Here is a 17,498-nt window from a genome sequence, read left to right as displayed (position 1 = left end):
TGCGCGTGTGGCGCGGAGTTAGGCAGGGGGGCTAGGGCGGGCAACGTGCTTTTTGCAGGTGGGCGGGGGGGGGCGATTTGAGCGAAGCCGGGGATCAGCGGCGGCGGAGGGCGGGCGGGGGTTGAAGGGTTTTTGGCGGGGTGGGTGCGGGGGTGGGCGGGGTTTCTTCGAAGTTATCTTTTTTGCCGGTGATGCTGCGCAGGAGGCTGGAGGGGCCATAGGCGAAGCGCCAGCGGGGGGCGTCGAGGCTGCCGGAGAGGCGGAGTTCGAGGATGCTGGAGAAGGGGGTGAGGACGAGGCCGACGGCGGAGGCGAGGGGGTTGCGGCTTTGGTCGAAGGGGGAGACTTTAGCGTCGAAATTCATCTGCTGGAGGTCGAGGCGGTAGAGGCCGGTGGCGTCGATGGCGGCGCTGGGGCCGGTGATTTTGAGTTCGGAGAAGTCGAGCTGGCGGCCGTCGAGTTTGAAGTTGGCCTGGGCGGAGTTGAGGCGGAGGGAGGTGAAGTTGAGGCGGACGGCGCGGAGGATGTCGGAGAGGCCGCCGAGGAGGTTGATCTGGGCGAGTTCGGCGCCTGAGATTTCGCCGCTGCCGGAGCCGATGAAGCTGTATGGGTCTTTGTAGTTGCCGTCTCCGGACAGGCGGAGGTTGAGGCGGCCGGTGGCGGGGCGTTGCTGGACTTTGCTGGTCTGGGGCTGGGCCTGATTTTTGCGGAAGGCGCCGTAGGTTTCGAGGGTGTGGATGGCCTGGCCGAGGGAGGCGTTTTCGAGGGAGGCGTCGAAGCCGAGGCGGCGCTGGTCATCGCGGCCGGAGAGGCGTGCGCGGCCAGTCACGTAGCCTTCTGCGAAGCCGACGCGGAGGTCGGGGAGCTGGAGGTCGTCGTCGTCGAGGGTGGCGGTGGTGGTGAGGTTGGAGAGGGGGAAGCCGAGGAAGGTGAAGGGGCCGGTGGACTCGATTTTGATTTTTGCGCGCTGGTGCTCGCCTTCGGGTGAGCCGGGGCCGGTGAATTTGCCGGTGGCGGTGACAACGGGCGGGCGTGAGAAGGTGAAGGGGGCGATGATGTCGGTGCCGGTGGTGCCGAAGATGCGGGCGTCTTCGTGGAGATCGAGGTCGGTGGTGAGGTCGAAGGATTGGTAGTCGAGGGCGTTTTTAGTGAGATTTTCGCTGCGGGTGAAGGTGCCGCGGGCGGTGTGGCCGTCGCGGGAGGCGACGAGTTCGAGGCCGTCGTAGTAGCCGGGGCGGATGAAGAGGGTGGTGCGGACGTGGTCGAAGGGGACGGTGCGGATGATGGGTTTGGGGGCGTCGGCGTGGAGGAAGATGACGGTGTCGTAGGGTTTGCCCCAGCGGCCGGCGATGGAGATGTCGGCGCTCGGGGGGACTGAAGTGGTGAAGTCAAAGTGGCTCCAGAAGGAGGGCCACCAGGGGCCGAACCAGCCGGCGATGTCGGGGGGGCGGAGGGAGCCGGAGAGGAGGAAGCGGAAGTCGTTTGTCCGCGTATCCATGTTATAACTGCCGCGGGCTTCGCTTTCGGGGGTTTTGAGAAGGATGCGCTCCACGGCGAGGGCGGAGCCGGTGTAGGAGAAGTCGGCGGCGGTGGCGGTGATGTCCACGCCGCGGACGTGGACGGGGCCGGAGGCGAGGTGGCCGCGGGCGTGGGCGAGTTTCCAGCCGGGGGAGAGGTCGGCGGTGGCAGAGAAGGGGGCGGGGGCGGCGGGTTGGATGATGGCGGAGAGGTCGCGTTTGATCTGGCGGCCGGCGTGATCGATGAGGGCGGGGGTGATGCGGGTGGATGCGGAGACGGTGCCGCTGCGGGCGGAGAGATCTAGGTCGCCTGAGAGGGTCCAGGGTTCGTCGAGGAAGCGGAGGCCGAGTTGGGCGCGGAGGTGGGGGAGCGTGCCGGTGACGCGGGCGTTGAGCGGGGTGGCGGCGTGTTCTTGGACGATGAGGCGGCCGAGGGCGAGGTCGAGGGAGCGGGGGGTGGGTTTCCAGCCGGGCTGGAGGCTGGCGAGGAGGGAGAGCTGGGCGTCGGTGGCGCGGAGGCCGCCGGGGGCGGCGAGCTGTGCGAGGGAAAGTTGGATACGGGTGGCCCAGGGCTGGTCGCTGACGAGGGGAAGCGTGGTGGTTAGGTTGAAGGGGCCGAGGTCGAGGTGTTCGCCGGCGGGGAGCGATGGGATGAGGGTGGACGGGAGGCGGGCGCCGCGGGCGCCAAGGTGGATGCGGGTGGTGGCGATGCGCTGGGGATGCGATGAGAGGAGGAGGTCGAGGTGGGGGGTGTCGAAGGCGGCGACGGTGGGGGCGTGGGTGGCGAGGAGGCGGGCGGTGTGGAGGTAGGTTTTGAGGAGGTAATCGACGACGGCGTCGGCTTCGGGGCGGCTGGATTTTTGGGGAGGAGGGATGGTGAGGGTGCCGCGGGCGGTGAGGGTGAGATTGGCGTAGCGGGTGGAGAGCTGGCGGATGGTGAGGTCGCGGTCTTTGATTTCGAGGGCGAGGGTGAGGTCGGTGAGGACGGATTCGTCGCGACCGGAGGGGGAGAGGATGGGGGGGAGGTGGAGATCGGCACCGCGCAGGAAGATCTCTGAGGCGGCGAAGTCGCCGGAGAGGAGGGCCCAGGGGTTGAGAGCGACTTCGACGCTGCGGGCGGTGAGGAGGGGTTCGGAGAAGCGGGTGCTGTGGACGCGGACGTCGGTGAGGAGGATGCGGCCGTGGGGGTCGAGGGTGACGCCGCCGAAGTGGGAGATGAGGCCGCGGGCGGCGTGTTTATTTTCGAGGCGGTGGATGACCCAGGCGGGGACGGCGAGTTCGCGGGAGAGGGCGATCTTGAGGAGGAAGATGAGGAGGACGCCGAGGAGGAGCCAGGTGGTCCAGAGGGCAAAGCTGCCGAGGGAGCGGAGACAGTGTTTGCAGAGGAACCAGGAGGTGGGGAGGAGGCGTTTCATGCGGGGGAGGCGGCGGGCGCATGAAGGGAGGCGGAAAGGCGGAAGGCGGAGTTGGTAATGACCAGTGACCAATGACCAGTGACCAATGAGGGAGCGCAGGCGGGGACACGGGGTGAGCGTGAACGCTGCGGGTGGTCGGCGGCGCTCAGCGCGCACGGAGTGCGCGCTCCACCTTCGGAAAGGATGAACAACGCGCCGGGACGGCGTGCGCCACCCTCGGAACGTCCACCAAGGGAGCGCGGGGTGGGGGCACCCCGCCTACATCGGAGGGGCGGGCTCATCAGGGGGCCGGGGTTGCTGTTGGGGCCGGGGCGGGGGGAGGGCCGGGGTCGCGGGGGCCGTAGGTGAGGGGGAAGAGGGCTTCGATGAGGGGTTGTTCGGCTTCGAAGACGGCGTTGAATTCGGGTGAGCCCACTAACTGGATACCGCCGCCGGAGCGGTCGGCGATGAAGAGGGTGGAGGTGACGGGGGCGCTGGTGGGGGTGGAGGTGAGGGAAGCGTCGAGGCGGTATTTCCAGCCGCGTTCTTCGCCGGCGGTGGTGACGGTTTTGGTGAACTCGGTGGCGGTGAAGTTTTTGGCGCGGAGGGTGCGGAGCTGGGTGGCGAGGGACTCGATGGCTTCGCGGTTGAGCGTAGTGTCAGCCGGGAGCGGGAGCGAGGTGTCGAGGACGACGGTGTCGTTGGAGAGGTCGGTGAGTTTGAGGGCGGTGAGGGTGGTGCTGGCGGGGAGTTCGCGGAGGAGGCGTTCGCGGTAGTGGAGGGGATCGACGGGGAGTTCGCGGAGGATTTCGTCGGAGATGCGGTAGATGTATTCCTGGCTGGCGAGGCGGGCGTAGGTGCGGCGGTCCTGGCTGGAGGCGATGAGGAGGCGGACGGGGGGCTGCGCGGGGGGGCCGGTGAAGGTGAGGGTGCGGGCGGGGCGGTTGAAGCCGAACTCTTCTTTCTGGGCTTCGGAGGCGACGTCGATGAAGCCGGGGTTTTCCGGGGTGTCGTCGACGGAGAGGCGGACGAGGCTGGCGATGAGGGTTTCGACGATGGAGCGGTCGGCGGGCTGGGTCTGGACTTCGCGGCCGGGGTTGCGGAGGACGATCTGCCAGGCGTTGGAGGTGTCGAGGCGCTGGAGGACGAGTTCCTGGGTGGATTGGGGAGAGGCGATGGTGATGGAGGAGAGGGTGGAGGGATCGAGGTCGAGGATTTGTTTTTCGCGGAGTTCGCGCTGGGCGTTGAGGAGGGTGCCGTTGAGGAATTTATCGCGGATGGAGACGGTGAAGAGGGTGGCGCGAGCGGGGGTGGTGCCGCCGGTTTCGTCGGTTTCCATCAAGGCGTAGCGGAGGGTGGCGGGTTCGGGCGGGGAGTCGGGGAGTTGAGGGTTGAGGGTTGCTGGTTGAGAGGCGGATTCGGAAGGTACGGAGGCGGCGGGGGCGACGGGGCCGAGGAGGAGGGTCTCGCGGCGGTTGTTGCCCTCGATAGTGATGCGGAGGGCGGGGGTGGCGAGGGCGGCGCGTGCGGCTTCGGCTTCGGGGGCGGTGGGGTTGACGAAGCTGTGGACGCGGAGGGCACGGAGGTCGGCGAGGGCGAGTTCCGTGAGTTGTTTATTGGCGCGGGTGAGGCTGATGCTGAGGCCTTCGATGAACCATTTGTCGTTTTCGCGGCGGAAGCGGACGCGGGAGCCGGCGGCGGGTTCGAGGTTGAGGGAGCGGGCTTCGAAGACGCGGATGGTGAAGAGTTCGTCGGAGCGCATGCTTTGAAGCGTGCGGGAGAGGCTTTCGGCGAGGGTGCGGGGGACGACGTGGATGCGGGTGCCGTCGGGCGAGAGGATATACAGGTAGTTGGATACATCGGTGGAGTTGCCGATGCGGACGAGGACGGGGGCAGGGGCCGGGGCGCCGGGGGAGGTGGCGGGGGTGAAGGAGAGGGTGAGCGGGGGTTTTTCGAGGCCGTAGGTGGCGAGGCTCAGGCCGCTTTTTTCGAGGTCGGCGACGGGGAACTGGGAGATGGGGCGGAGGAACTGGAGTTCGCTGATGATGGTGCGGACGGCGAGTTCGTTGGCGGGCCAGGCGAGGGGCTGGGTCTGGAACCATTTCTCTCCGCGGCGTTCGAGGGCGGTCGTGGCGCCGGTGGTGTTGTCGGTGACGGTGAGGGACTGGATGTTGGCGACTTCGGGGCCGAGGATGACGGAGGTGTCGGTCGCGGGTTTCCATTTCTCCTGCACGAAGAAGATGACGTAGAAGAGGGCTACGTTGAGGAAAACGAGGACGAGGGTGACTTTGGTGCGCACGGGATCGGGAAATTAAGAATGAAGAATTATGAATGATGAAGCGGCGGTGGCATTGGCTTCATCGCGTCATGAAATTAGCGGCGGCGGGTCCAGTAGACGATGATGCCGAGGAAGGCGGCGGCGGCGGGGAGGCCGAAGAGGAGGCTGTAGCGGAGGCGGACGAGTTCCTGGCGGCTGAGGGAGAGCTGGAATTTATCGATCTTGCGCGGGGGGACGCTGAGCTGGGTGTCGCGATCGACGAGCCAGTTGAGGGCGGAGATAAAGAGGATGGAGTTACCGCGTTGGAAGAGGTTGGCGTTATTGATGAAGTCGGCGGAGCCGAAGGCGACGAGGCGGCCGACGGGGACGGAGAAGGGAAGGTTGTCTTTGGCGGCGAGGCGTTCGGCGGCGGCGACGAGGGCGATTTCGTTATCCTTGGTGCCGCGTAGATCGCCGGGGCTGAACTGGGGCGGGCCGCGGGTGTAGCTGCGTTCTCCCCACGCGGTGACGCTGGCGCCGACGAGTTTAGAAACAGAGCGGCTTGGATCGGGGACGGCGCCGGGGTGGGGACGGATGGAGCGGGCGGAGCCGAAGGCGAGGAACTCATTACTTTCGATGAGGAGCTTGGTGATTTCGTGGGGCCAGTATCCGCTGAGAATGAGGGCGCCGGTATCGGTCTGCGCGCCCGGGGAGTTGTCGAAGATCCAGACGTCGTCGGCGATGAGGCCCCAGTCGTAGAAGAGGTCTTCGAGGCCGGTGGGGTTGAGGCCGGGACCTACGAAAACCATGAGGCGGCCGGCGTTTTCGCTGAGGTATTTGCGGAGCAGTTCCTGTTCGAAAGGTTCGTAGCGGCTGGTGGCGCCGGCGGAGATGATGAGATCGGGTTTCTCGCCCGGCTGGTCGGGGATTTTGCCGGCGCGGGCGAGGTCGATGGTGTTGATGGCGTAATTTTTGGCGCGGAGGTTGGCGTAGAGTTCGGAAAGGCCGCGGGGAGTGGTGCTCAAGGGGTCGGCTTCGCCGTGGCCGGTGAGGAAGTAGATTTTTTTCTGTTCGGTGCTGGAGACGTCGAGGATGGCGGCGGTGAAGGCTTGTTCGCCGAGGAAGGCTTCGCGCTGCTTGTCTTTGAATTTATAGAGCTCGCCGAGGCTGACCTCGCGGCGGCGGTCGCCGCTGAGGAACAGGACGGTGTCTTTTTGGAGTTCGTACTGGGCGGCGTCGGCGGGGCGTTGGTAAACGTCGATGTAGTCGACGGAGATGCGGGCGGTGGCGGGGCGGGTGGGGGTGGGGGTCTCGGTGGCGTAAACGTATTCGCGGAGGAGTTCGGAGACGTCGACGAAGGCTTGGGTGAGGTTGGCGTCGTCGGATTTTTCGGGGAGGGTGACGATGACGCGGACGGGTTGTTTAAGCCGGTCGAGGTAGCCGCGGGTTTCTTCGGAGAGGGAGTGCTGGCGGAGGCGGGTGAGGTCGAAGCGGCCGAAATCGAGCTGGGTGGCGAGGTAGTTGAGGCCGGCGAAGAAGGAGAGGAAAAGGAGGGCCTGCAGCACGAGGTTGGTGGTGCGGAGCCAGCGGGCGGCGCGGAAGCTGTTGGGAAAGGACATGGGCGCGTTACGCGGAGAGCGGGAGGCGGTGGAAGGGAATGACCAATGACCAGTGACCAGTGATCAGTGTCGGAGGGGCTGAGCGCGGGCGGGTGGGCATGGGTGGCGGGTCAGCTGTGGATGAGTTTGGCTTCGACGCCGAGGATGCTGAAGAGGAGGCAGAGGACGGAGCCGCTGACGTAGAAGAGGAGCTGGCGGACATCGACGATGCCGCGGCTGAAGTCGCCGAGGTGCTGGAGAACCTGGGCATACTCGACGGCGGTTTTTATGGGAGCGAGGGCGGGGTTTTTGAGGGTTTCGAGGCCGCCGACGAAATGCATGCCGAGGAGCAGGATGAAGAGCATCGTGAAGCAGAGGATGCCGGAGACGGCCTGGTTGCGGGAGAGGGAGCTGGCGAAGATGCCGGTGGCGATGAAGAAGAGGCCGGAGACGGCGATGAAGAGGTAGCCGCCGATGAGGGGGCCGGTGTCGAAGTCGCCGGCGAAGCGGTGGAGCAAGTAGAAGAAGGCGGTGGTGGAGGCCCAGAGAAGGATGTAGAGGAAGTAGGCGGCGCCGAATTTGCCGAGGATGACTTCGAAGGTGGTGACGGGAGTGGTGAGGAGCGTCTCCAGAGTTCCGTTACGGCGTTCCTCGGAGATGCTTTTCATCGTGAGGAGCGGGATCATGAAGAGGACGGGCAGGGGGAAGACGCCGAAGAAATAGCTGGCGGGGGAGATCTCCTGGGGGGCGCTGCTATATTCCTCCAACATGCCGGTGAACATGAAGCCCATGACGATGAGGAAGAGGACGCCGGCGATGTAGGTGCTGGGGTTGACCAGCAACATGCGGATCTCGTGGCTGAGGATGGTGAGGAAGTGGCGCATGGAGTGAATCAGCGGGAACGCGGGCTGTGGTTGGGTGAATCGCAAAGACGCGAAGACGCTAAGGACGGAGCGAAGGATCGGAGGGTGACGTATGGAGTTTTGAACCGCAGAAGGCGCAGGGAACGCTGAGGTCGGGCGGAAGATTTGGAGGGCTACTGGTCATTTTGTGGAGCGTTTGGGCGCATCGACGAGTTCCCACGTGCGGCGGGTGGCGGCGAGGAAGACGTCTTCGAGGGTGGGGCTTTCGCGGTTGAGGCCGCGGAGGCGGAAGCGGGGGTCGGCGACGAGGGCGCGCATGAGGGGTTCGCCGATGGAATCGTCGCGGTCGGTGACGAGGCGGAGGGTGTGGAAACCGACGGGGTCGGGGCCGGATTGCTCGGTGATTTTGAGCGTGGGTTCGACGGCGGCGAGGGCGTCGGAGAGGGCGGCGATGTCGCCGGCGATTTCGAGTTTGTAAAGCGAGTGGCCGAGGATGTCGCGGCGGAGTTCGCCGGGAGTGCCGGTGGCGACGACGCGGCCCTGGTTGATGATGAGGACGCGGTCGCAGGTCATCTCGATCTCGGGGAGGATGTGCGAAGAGATGATGACGGCCATGCGGCCGCGGAGGCTGGCGATGAGGTCGCGGACGATGAGGATCTGGTGCGGATCGAGGCCGATGGTGGGCTCGTCCATGATGATGACGGGCGGTTCGGCGAGGACGGCTTCGGCTATGCCGACGCGCTGGCGAAAGCCTTTGGAGAGTTTGCCGATGATGCGGGTGCGGACGCGGGTGAGATCGCAGAGCTCGAGGACTTCGTCGATGCGGGAGGCGAGTTTTTTGCGGGGGATCTCTTTGAGGCGGCCGCGGTAGTAGAGGTATTCGGATACGCGCATGTCCTCGGGGAGAGGATTATTTTCGGGCATGTAGCCGATGAGGCGTTTGACGGCGTCGGGCTGGGTGGCGACGGGTATGCCGCAGAGGCTGACGCTGCCCGAGGTGGCGGGCAGGTAGCCGGTGAGGATGCGCATAGTGGTGCTCTTGCCGGCGCCGTTGGGTCCGAGGAAGCCGAGGATTTCGCCGCGCTGAAGCGTGAAGCTGATGTTGTGGACAGCGGTGACCCCGGCGTAGGCTTTGACGAGGTTGTGGACTTCGATGGCGGGCGAGAGGGCTTCTTCGGGCATGGAAAGCGTGGGCGTTAATCCATGTGAATTTTACAGAATGGGAAGCTTGGAAATCCGAAGGACGAAGGTCGAATGCCGAAGGGGCGCAGGCGTGGGGCGGGGACGGATGCGTAGAAAAGGCGTGGAACGCGGGCGGAGTCGAACAGGGCCGCGCACGGCGTGCGGGCTCTACCTCTGAGGCAGCGAGCAAGCTCGCGCCCTACGGTTGGTTCAGTTCCCAGGCGGCGGCGAGGCCGCGGAGGGTGATGTCGGGGACGACGGTGAAGGGAGTGCGGAGGGTTTTGCGGAGGAGCTCGGCGGTGCCGCCGGTGGCGAGGACGTGGGGGGCGGGTTCACCGCGAGCGGAGAGTTCGGCGAGGACGCCGTCGAGGAGGGCCTGGATCATGCCGCCGAAGCCGATGACAGTGCCAATGCGCATGGCTTCGATCGTTGACTGGCCGATGGCGCGGTCGATCTGGAGAGAGTCGTCGAGTTTGGGGAGGAGAGCGGTCTGTTCGTGAAGGTAGCGGCGCATGACCTCGACGCCTGGGGCGATGATGCCGCCTTCGTAGCCGTGGGTTTTGGTGACGATGTCGAAGGTGACGGCGGTGCCCATGTCGATGACGATGGCGGGGGTGCCGAAGAGGGCGTGAGCGCCAGCGGCGTTGGCGAGGCGGTCCTGGCCAATCTCGGCGGGGCGCGGGTAGCCGATGGGGACGCCGAGTTTTTTGTCACACGTGAGCTGGAAAACGGGGAGCGGAGGCCGGGCGCGTTCGAGGACGCGGCGGAGTTTTTCGGTGGCTTCGGGAACGACGGAGCAGAAGGCGATGCCGCGGAGGCCGGGGCATTCGTTCATGAGGCTGGCGAGGCGGGAGGCGAAGCCGTCGTCGGCGTGGTCAATCTGGCGGGTGGGCAGCTGGCGCAAGAAGCGGGAGCCGAGGTTATCCACGGCGCCGTAGTGGGTGTGCGTATTGCCTATGTCGATGCAGAGGAGCATGGCCGATTGCGGGGGCGCAATCGGAGTGGCCAGTGACCGATTGATCAATGACCAATGCGCAGGCGCGGGCGGTGCGGATGAAATCCGAAGGCCGAATGCCGAAGGGGGCGCAGGCGTGGGCGGGGGCGGATGCCGAGAAGAGGCGTGGAACGCGGGGGGGAGTCGAACATAGCCGCGCAAGGCGTGCGGGCTCTACCTCGGTGTGCGGGCTCTAGCTCGGAGGGCGGGGACTATTTTTTCTCGATGGTGACTTCGCCGGCGCGGAAACGTTCGGTGCGGCCCTTATCGGTTTTGACGATGAGGGAGCCTTCGTCGTCGATGCCGGAGGCGGTGCCGGAAATGGTTTCGCTGCCGTGGAGGAGCTTGATGGATTTGCCGCGGAGGATGTCGTACTCGTGCCAGCGGTCGGCGAAGGTTTTCTGGTAGGCGCCGGAGACAAACTGGTCGTAGGCGTCGAGGACGCGGCCGATGAGGGCGGCGGTGAATTTATTGATGTCGAGCGGGGTGTTGGTGTGCTCGGCGAGGGAGATGGCGCGTTTGGTGAGGGCGGCGGGCCAGGAGTCGGAGTCGCTGTTGAGGTTGAGGCCGAGGCCGAAGACGAGGTCGCGGATCTGGTCGGAGTCGATACGGGCTTCGGTGAGGATGCCGCCGGCTTTGCGGCCGTCGAAGAGGATGTCGTTGGGCCATTTCAGGCCGGGAGTGGTGCGGGTGAAGTTGGCGATGAGTTCGCAGAGGTTGATGCCCATCCAGAGGGTAAACGTCTGCATGCGGGCGGGCTCGAGCTGGGGGCGGAAGGCGAAGCTGATGTACAAGTTGCCGTTGGCCTCGCTGTGCCAGACGCGACCGAAGCGGCCGCGGCCTTTGGTCTGTTTGGTGGCGACGACGATGAAGGGGGCTTCGCGGCCGGCGGCGAGCTGGCGGGCGGCTTCGTCGTTGGTGGAGTCGATTTCCTCGTTGAAGATGAGGTCGAAGGCGAGTTTGCGCGAGGAGAGGTAGGCGTGGATGAGGTCTGGGTAAACGGCGTTGGGGCGTTTGGTGAGGCGGTAGCCGCGGGCGCGGACGGCATCGAACTCGAAGCCGTGGCGGCGCATTTTTTCCATGTGCTGCCAGACGGCGACGCGGCTCATGTCGAGCGAGCGGGCGAGAATGCTTCCGGAGACGAAGCCGTTTTCTTTTTCAATCAGGGCGCGGAGGATGGTGGTCTCGGTGCTGATGCTCATCGGGCGGTGTTAGGCTGGAGGGAAAGGGGCTGAAGAGGGGTGGTTAATAAGCATAAGACGCACGAGCCGGCTACGTGGTTGCGACAAATTCTCACTTTCTCCAATCGAGGGCGATATCGACCCAGATGCTTTGGTGGACGAGGGCGCCGGTGGATGCGAAGTCGAGGCCGAGGCCGGCGAGTTTGGGGAGCGTTTTGAGCGTGATGCCGCCGCTGGCTTCGGTGAAGGCGCGGCCGGCGATGAGGGCGACGGCTTTTTTCAGCTGAGCGGGGGTGAAGTTATCCAGGAGGATGACGTCGGCGCCGGCGGCGAGGACGGGCGGGATTTGGGCGAGAGTGTCCACCTCGACTTCGACGGGGAGGTCGGGGGCGGATTTTTTGGCGCGGGCGACGGCGGAGGGGAGATCGTCGAGCGCGCCGAGGAGGGCGAGGTGGTTATCCTTGAGCATGACGCGGTCGAAGAGGCCGAGGCGGTGATTCCAGCCGCCACCGCAGGCGACGGCGTATTTCTCCAACATGCGCCAGCCGGGGGTGGTCTTGCGTGTATCGAGAAGACGGGTGCGGGATTTGCCGAGGGCGGCGGCGTAACGGCGGGTTTGCGTGGCGATGCCGGAGAGGCGCTGGAGGAAGTTGAGGGCGACGCGTTCGGCGGTGAGGAGGACTCGGGGATCGCCGGAGAGCGTGGCGAGGACGGAGCCTTTTTCGAGGAAGGCGCCGTCTTTGGCGCGGAGCTGGGCGGTGGCGCCGCCGCCGTAGATCGAGAGGATCAGCGAGAGGAGCGGGAGGCCGCAGACGACGAGGGGTTCGCGGGCGACGAGGTCGGCGGAGCCTTGGCGGGGAGTGGTCTGGAGGCTGGCGGTGGAGCGGTCGCCGGTAGTGCGGGGACGGTGACGGAGGCCGAGGCCGGCGAGGTCTTCGTCGCGGGCGTGCTCGATGAGTTTGCGTGCGTGGGCGAGGTCGAGGTCGTCCCAGGTGAGGCGTTTAATGAGCGAGTCTGAGAGATCGGCGCGCGAGAGGGCGGACATGGCGGAGGACGACACAAGAACGTGAAAGAATGTTCAACGGCTTTTCCGGGTTGCGGCGTGGCGGGGGTGTTCGCGAGGCTCGTGGGAAACACCCCATGAGTATTTCGATTCGCAAGGCTCTCATCACCGCAGCAGGACCAAGTCAGCGGCGTCTGCCGTTGCAGGCGCTCACGGATCGCAATGGCGAGTCGAAGGCGGCGCTGGCGATCATTTTGGATGAAATGCTTTCAGCGGGGATCGAGCAGGTGGGGCTGATCGTGTCGCCGGCGGATCGCGCGGCGTACGAGTCGGTGCTCGCTGCGTACGTGAAGTCGCTGGTGTTTATCGAGCAGGCGACGCCGGGCGGTTATGGGCACGCGGTTTATTGCGGGCGGGAGTTTGTGGGCGGGGAGAAATTCCTGCTGCAAGTGAGCGATCATCTTTATGTGAGCAATCAGGAGAAGAGCTGCACGCGGCAGCTGCTCGATGTGGCGGAGGCGGAGGGCTGCGCGGTGTCGGCGGTGCAGGCGACGCATGAAAGCCAGTTGAGATTTTTTGGGACGGTGGCGGGATCGCTGCGCGCGGGGCGGCCAGGGCTTTATCAGATCGACAACGTGATCGAGAAACCGACGCCGACGGTCGCTGAGCAACAGTGCGTGGTGCCGGGATTGCGGAGCGGGCATTACCTGTGTTTCTTCGGGATGCACGTGCTGACGCCGACGGTGTTCACGTTGCTGGCGGAGGATAAAGCGGCGCTCGCGCCGGAGGCGAAGCTGGGGCTGTCGCCCGCGCTGGCGCGGTTGGCGACGCGGGAGAGTTATCTGGCGGCGGAGCTGGCGGGAAGGCGGTCGGATCTGGAGGCGCAGTTTGGCGTGTTGCGGGCGCAGATCGCGCTCGGGCTGAATGGCTCGGCGCGGACGGAAGTGCTGGCGCTGCTCGCGGAAGAGCTGGCCGTCGATGCGTCGAAAACCGCGGTCCGCCGCTAAGCTGTATCACCGTGGACGCTACCTTGCTGGCTTTGGTCGAAGGCGCTGACAGCGGCGCGAACTATTTTGAGAAACTGTGCCGCGCGGCGACGCGGCCGGCGCTGGAGGCGATGGCGGAGGCGCTGGAGGCGTACCGGCAGCGGGCGGGGAATTTTTATCACCGGGTGCGGGCGATCTTTTTCCTGGAGGCGCTGCACCGGTATTTCCTGCCGCCGCACTATGCGGCGGATGCGAGCGGGACGATCCCGTTTGCGGGGCACAAGCACTGTCTCGCGCGGCGTTATGAAGAAGCGGTGGGTGTTTTTCTGGCGCATCAGAAAGCGCATGGAACGTCGGATGCGCTGAGCAGCGCGCTGTCGGCGGCGTATCACGGGCTGGCGTTCAAGACGCTCGCGCAGCAGGTGCAGAAGACAGTGCGCACGGTGCGGGGAAATCAGTGGATGTTTCGCATGGGGCATCCGCTGGATTATCCGCTGAAGCTGCGTCGGGAGTTGCTGGAGCGGGCGACGAGCGAAGATCCGATGCCGGTGCTGTTCGAGGAGACGGCGGTGCGCATGGATCTGAGTCATGCGGCGTGGAGCGATATTTTTTTCCTCGGGATGGATTATCCCGATGGCGCGAAGGTGCTGAATATCTCGGTGAATCTTGGCGTGCATGGGCGCGATGCGGAGACGCGGCCGCCGGTGTGCGCGTTTTTGCGGGTGATCGACGAGCCGGTGTTGCGGCTGACGAGTGTGGATCTCGGCGCGACGACGGATGTGAAGACGCTCGATGAGGTTTTCGATTTTGCGAAGGATTACCTCGGGCTGCTCAAGGCGGCGGTGATCGCGGCGGGGGTTATCCCGTCGGGGTTGGAAGGCTCGGGGCAGGCGTTGTCGGAGATTTTGAGCAAGCTGGTCGGGCCGGGGCGCGGGTTGGAAATCGCGAGCCAGGTGCGGGACATTCCGAAGGGGTCACGGCTGGCGGTTTCGACGAACCTGCTGGGCTGCTTGATCGCGCTGTGCATGCGGGCGACGGGGCAGACGGCGTCGCTGACGGGCGCGCTGAGCGAGGCGGAGCGGCGGACGATTTTGAGCCGCGCGATTTTGGGCGAATGGCTGGGCGGCTCGGGCGGCGGCTGGCAGGATTCGGGCGGCGTGTGGCCGGGGATCAAGTTGATCGAAGGCATGGCGGCGGAGTCGGGGGATTCCGAATACGGTACGAGCCGGGGGCGATTGCTGCCGAAGCATACGGTGCTGGGCACGGATGCGATCACGGCGCGGACGCGGAAGGAATTGCAGGACAGTTTAATTCTGGTTCACGGCGGCATGTCGCAGAACGTAGGTCCGATTCTGGAAATGGTGACGGAGAAATATCTGCTGAAGCTGGAGAAGGAATGGAATGCGCGGATCGAGGCGCAGCAGATTTTGCGCGGGATCGTCGATGCGTTGAAGAGCGGCGATGTGGCGCGCGTGGCGCAGCTGACGACGGAGAATTTCTTCGGGCCAATCCAGACGATCATTCCTTGGGCGAGCAACGCGTACACTGAGCGGCTGATCGCGGAAGCGCGGGCGGCGCTTGGAGCTAAGTTTCGCGGCTTCGTGATGCTCGGCGGGATGTCGGGCGGAGGCATGGGCTTTTTCGTCGATCCGGCGGTGAAGGCGCAGGCACGAGCGACGTTGCTGGAGATCATGACGCGGACGAAGCGGGCGCTGGAGTCGGCGCTGCCGTTCGCGATGGACCCGGTTGTGTATGATTTTGAGATCAACGAAAACGGGTCGTATGCGACGCTGCGCAATGCCGGCGCGGCGATGTTTTCGCCGGAGTATTATCTGATGATGGTGCCGCGCTGGCTGCGGCAAGATCCGCGGACGTTGCGGCCGGAGATCCGGCGGGAGATGGACCGGTTTTCGGCGACGAGTTTGTACGCGGGCGGAGAGCGTTCGCTGCTGGCGCCGATGATGCAGCGGATTTTTCCGGCGCAGACGGAGCGCAGGAAAGATGGCACGAGCGGAGCGAAGACAGTGCGCGAGCTTTTGGCGGAAAACGGATTCGATTCGGTGCAGCACGAACGGATTCGCGATGAGTTGCGTGCGGGACGGATCGGGCTGGCGCAGAATCGTCTGCCGGCGACGGCGGTGGTCGAGGACGTGGCGGCGGGCGATGTGGTGCCGATTTATGCGCGCGATGAAGCGGCGGAGAAGGCCGGGCTGGAGGCGTTGCGTGAAGGACGCGTGGCGGTCGTGACGCTCGCGGCGGGCGCGGGCAGTCGCTGGACGCAGGGAGCGGGGACGGTGAAGGCGCTGCATCCGTTTGCGAAGCTGGGCGGGCGGCATCGGAGTTTCATCGAGACGCATCTCGCGAAGAGCGCGGCGACGGGGAAACTCAGCGGTGCGCCGGTGACGCATATTTTCACGACGAGTTATCTGACGCATGGAGCGACGGAGGCGGTCTTGAGCGCGGAGAAAAACTTCCGCTATGGCGGACGCGTGATGTTGTCGGCCGGTAGGTCGATCGGGTTGCGCATGGTGCCGACGGCGCGCGATCTACGCTTCGCGTTTGAGGAGATGCCGCATCAGCAGCTCGATCCGCAGAAGGAGAAAGTGCGCGCGAGTCTGCACAAGGCGCTGATCGACTGGGCGGTGAACGCGGGCGAGGCGAGCGACTACACGGACAATTTACCCGGGCAGTGTCTGCATCCGGTCGGGCATTGGTACGAGGTGGCGAATTTGCTGCTGAACGGGACGCTGCGGGAGTTGCTGGCGAAGCAGCCGCAGGTCGAGCATCTGATGCTCCACAATATCGATACGCTGGGCGCGAATCTCGATCCGGTGGTTTTTGGAAAGCACATCCTCGAAGGCGCGGCGATCAGCGTGGAAGTGATCCGGCGTCGGCTGGAGGATCGCGGCGGCGGGCTGGCTCGGGTGAACGGTCAGTTGCGATTGGTCGAAGGGCTCGCGATGGCGCGGGAGGAAGACGAGTTCGCGCTGACGTACTACAACTCGGCGACGAACTGGATCCACGTGGACTCGTTGCTGGAGCTGTTTGGCGTGACGCGCGAGACGATCGGCGATGCGGCGAAGGTCGCGGCGGGTGTGCGCGCGCTGGCGGCGAAGATGCCGAGCTATGTGACGCTCAAAGATGTGAAGAAGCGCTGGGGCAACGGGCAGGAGGACATCATGCCGGTGGCGCAGTTTGAGAAGCTGTGGGGAGACATGACGACGTTGCATGACGCGGAGATCCGGTTCTTCGCGGTGCCGCGGGCGCGCGGGCAGCAGCTAAAGGATCAGGCGCAGCTCGATGGGTGGTTGCGCGATGGGTCGGCGGCGGGGATCGAGCGGCTGTGCGTGTTTGGGTGACGGTGACGGAGATGGGATGTCACGCCGAACGCGGGCAATGACTAGGTGAATCGCTAAGACGCGAAGACGCTAAGGTCGGAGCGAAGTAACGAGCTTCGGATTTTTAACCACAGATGACACGGAGACGGAAGGATTCGGAGGATTTGAGTATTTGTTGAGAGGGCTGTGCGCTCTGTGCCTGTGTGGTTCATTTTAGGTTTCGCTGAGGTAGGCGAAGCGGGGCTGGCGTTGGCCGTTGTGCTCGATCTCTTCGGTGAACATGGCGAGGGGGCGGACCCAGAGGCTGTGGTCGTCGTAGAGAAGGCGATACACGACGAGTGCTTCCTCGGTCTCGCTGTGGCGGGCGACGTCGATGACCTGGTAGTCTTTGCCTTTGTAGTGACGGTAGCGGCCGGGGCGGAGTTTGGGAGCGGGCGTGGATGACATGCGGGCGATCAGGGGGCGACGGTGAGTTCGGAGTGGACGGAGGTGACGCCGTCGGTCGCGAGGGCGAGGGCGATGGCGCGGGCGATGAGGTCGGGGGATTTGGCGGTGCCGCGGAGGGTGATTTTACCCGCGTCGGCATCGACGTTGATGGTGCGGGCGGAGAGGTCGTCTTCGAGTGCGTACTTGCCCTTGATCACGGCGACGAGGCGGGCGTTGGAAAGGCCTTGGCCAGCGGCGGCGGCTTTGGTGCGGACGACGCGGCCGGTTTTTTCGAGCTCCTGATTGATCTCGGCGGGCGTGAGGTGCCACTCGACGAGTTTTTGGGAGATGCCGTCCTTGGCAGCGAGGGCGCCGTCGCGGGCTTTTTCGGTAAAGGAGCGGGTGTCGGCTGAAGGGGTGTGAGTGGCGGGGTGAGACGAGTCGGAGTGGGATTCGACGGCGGGTGCGGGGTTAAGCGCGGGGCAGGCAGGCTTGTGGTAGTAGTGGTAGCCGGCGGCACCGGCAGCGATGCCGAGGAGAAAGATGAAAAGTTTCATGAGGGGAGTGGAGAGGTTGTGGTGCGTATGGAGACGGATGAGCGACCAGGTATGAGTGTGGCTACACGGACATCCATGAGTGCGCCGGGTTCAGCAAGTGGGCGAGGAGCGTGTGAGATTGGCAAGAGCGGGGACGGTGGAGACGCGCGGTGAGGGCTCGTGAGGGGCAGAGCGGAGTGGTGCGGAACGAAGGCAGAGAAAA

At 65.2% G+C, this 17,498-nt stretch carries 12 protein-coding genes; 2 read left to right on the top strand and 10 right to left on the bottom strand.

The window, feature by feature from the left end; all coding sequences use genetic code 11:
• Positions 1 to 94 precede the first annotated feature (94 nt).
• From CMV30_RS03965 to nadC, 8 genes are all read right to left on the bottom strand, one after another.
• Positions 95 to 2,932 carry an AsmA-like C-terminal region-containing protein gene (locus CMV30_RS03965; RefSeq protein ID WP_138223112.1) on the bottom strand — a complete coding sequence of 946 codons (2,838 nt, stop codon included), beginning with the start codon at positions 2,930 to 2,932 and terminating at the stop codon, positions 95 to 97.
• 280 nt (positions 2,933 to 3,212) lie between these two features.
• The gene (locus tag CMV30_RS03960) at positions 3,213 to 5,210 is read right to left on the bottom strand and encodes a DUF4340 domain-containing protein (RefSeq protein ID WP_096054809.1); all 1,998 of its coding nucleotides are present in this window, start codon (positions 5,208 to 5,210) and stop codon (positions 3,213 to 3,215) included.
• A gap of 74 nt (positions 5,211 to 5,284) precedes the next feature.
• The gene (locus CMV30_RS03955; RefSeq protein WP_096054808.1) at positions 5,285 to 6,787 is read right to left on the bottom strand and encodes a GldG family protein; all 1,503 of its coding nucleotides are present in this window, start codon (positions 6,785 to 6,787) and stop codon (positions 5,285 to 5,287) included.
• Between the two features lie 110 nt (positions 6,788 to 6,897).
• On the bottom strand, positions 6,898 to 7,650 hold the full coding sequence (locus CMV30_RS03950) for an ABC transporter permease (protein WP_096054807.1): 753 nt from the start codon (positions 7,648 to 7,650) through the stop codon (positions 6,898 to 6,900).
• 159 nt (positions 7,651 to 7,809) lie between these two features.
• The gene (locus CMV30_RS03945) at positions 7,810 to 8,811 is read right to left on the bottom strand and encodes an ABC transporter ATP-binding protein (RefSeq protein ID WP_096054806.1); all 1,002 of its coding nucleotides are present in this window, start codon (positions 8,809 to 8,811) and stop codon (positions 7,810 to 7,812) included.
• A 199-nt stretch (positions 8,812 to 9,010) separates the two neighbouring features.
• Positions 9,011 to 9,787 (bottom strand): type III pantothenate kinase, encoded by a 777-nt coding sequence (locus CMV30_RS03940; protein ID WP_096054805.1) that lies wholly within the window; start codon positions 9,785 to 9,787, stop codon positions 9,011 to 9,013.
• Positions 9,788 to 10,017: 230 nt separating this feature from the next.
• The gene (locus CMV30_RS03935) at positions 10,018 to 11,007 is read right to left on the bottom strand and encodes a biotin--[acetyl-CoA-carboxylase] ligase (protein WP_096054804.1); all 990 of its coding nucleotides are present in this window, start codon (positions 11,005 to 11,007) and stop codon (positions 10,018 to 10,020) included.
• 91 nt (positions 11,008 to 11,098) lie between these two features.
• A complete protein-coding gene (nadC, locus tag CMV30_RS03930) occupies positions 11,099 to 12,031 on the bottom strand; it encodes a carboxylating nicotinate-nucleotide diphosphorylase (protein ID WP_096057605.1) in 933 nt (310 codons plus the stop codon).
• A 95-nt stretch (positions 12,032 to 12,126) separates the two neighbouring features.
• On the opposite strand from nadC, the gene CMV30_RS19725 reads away from it, so the two are divergent.
• Together CMV30_RS19725 and CMV30_RS03920 are read left to right on the top strand one after the other, a co-directional pair.
• Positions 12,127 to 12,996, top strand: coding sequence for a sugar phosphate nucleotidyltransferase (locus CMV30_RS19725; protein WP_175414723.1), 870 nt, complete (start codon positions 12,127 to 12,129; stop codon positions 12,994 to 12,996).
• 11 nt (positions 12,997 to 13,007) lie between these two features.
• The gene (locus tag CMV30_RS03920; RefSeq protein WP_096054803.1) at positions 13,008 to 16,334 is read left to right on the top strand and encodes a UTP--glucose-1-phosphate uridylyltransferase; all 3,327 of its coding nucleotides are present in this window, start codon (positions 13,008 to 13,010) and stop codon (positions 16,332 to 16,334) included.
• A gap of 192 nt (positions 16,335 to 16,526) precedes the next feature.
• On the opposite strand, the gene CMV30_RS03915 is transcribed toward CMV30_RS03920, so the two are convergent.
• On the bottom strand, positions 16,527 to 16,760 hold the full coding sequence (locus CMV30_RS03915; protein ID WP_096054802.1) for a DUF1653 domain-containing protein: 234 nt from the start codon (positions 16,758 to 16,760) through the stop codon (positions 16,527 to 16,529).
• 8 nt (positions 16,761 to 16,768) lie between these two features.
• Entirely contained in the window at positions 16,769 to 17,296 is a 528-nt protein-coding gene (locus CMV30_RS03910) for a BON domain-containing protein (protein ID WP_096054801.1), read from the bottom strand.
• Between the last annotated feature and the right edge of the window lie 202 nt (positions 17,297 to 17,498).

The sequence above is a fragment of the Nibricoccus aquaticus genome, assembly GCF_002310495.1.
In the GTDB taxonomy this organism is placed as follows: Bacteria; Verrucomicrobiota; Verrucomicrobiia; order Opitutales; family Opitutaceae; genus Nibricoccus; species Nibricoccus aquaticus.
Note: the sequence above shows the minus strand (reverse complement) of the source record. Positions and strands in the feature narration are given on the sequence as shown.

What these genes read in the sequence shown, in the direction of transcription:
- CMV30_RS03935 (WP_096054804.1), bottom strand. Translation starts at nt 11,007, where the DNA reads ATGAGCATCAGCACCGAGACCACCATCCTCCGCGCCCTGATTGAAAAA.
- CMV30_RS19725 (WP_175414723.1), top strand. Translation starts at nt 12,127, where the DNA reads ATGAGTATTTCGATTCGCAAGGCTCTCATCACCGCAGCAGGACCAAGT.
- CMV30_RS03945 (WP_096054806.1), bottom strand. Translation starts at nt 8,811, where the DNA reads ATGCCCGAAGAAGCCCTCTCGCCCGCCATCGAAGTCCACAACCTCGTC.
- CMV30_RS03915 (WP_096054802.1), bottom strand. Translation starts at nt 16,760, where the DNA reads ATGTCATCCACGCCCGCTCCCAAACTCCGCCCCGGCCGCTACCGTCAC.
- CMV30_RS03965 (WP_138223112.1), bottom strand. Translation starts at nt 2,932, where the DNA reads ATGAAACGCCTCCTCCCCACCTCCTGGTTCCTCTGCAAACACTGTCTC.
- nadC (WP_096057605.1), bottom strand. Translation starts at nt 12,031, where the DNA reads ATGTCCGCCCTCTCGCGCGCCGATCTCTCAGACTCGCTCATTAAACGC.
- CMV30_RS03910 (WP_096054801.1), bottom strand. Translation starts at nt 17,296, where the DNA reads ATGAAACTTTTCATCTTTCTCCTCGGCATCGCTGCCGGTGCCGCCGGC.
- CMV30_RS03940 (WP_096054805.1), bottom strand. Translation starts at nt 9,787, where the DNA reads ATGCTCCTCTGCATCGACATAGGCAATACGCACACCCACTACGGCGCC.
- CMV30_RS03955 (WP_096054808.1), bottom strand. Translation starts at nt 6,787, where the DNA reads ATGTCCTTTCCCAACAGCTTCCGCGCCGCCCGCTGGCTCCGCACCACC.
- CMV30_RS03950 (WP_096054807.1), bottom strand. Translation starts at nt 7,650, where the DNA reads ATGCGCCACTTCCTCACCATCCTCAGCCACGAGATCCGCATGTTGCTG.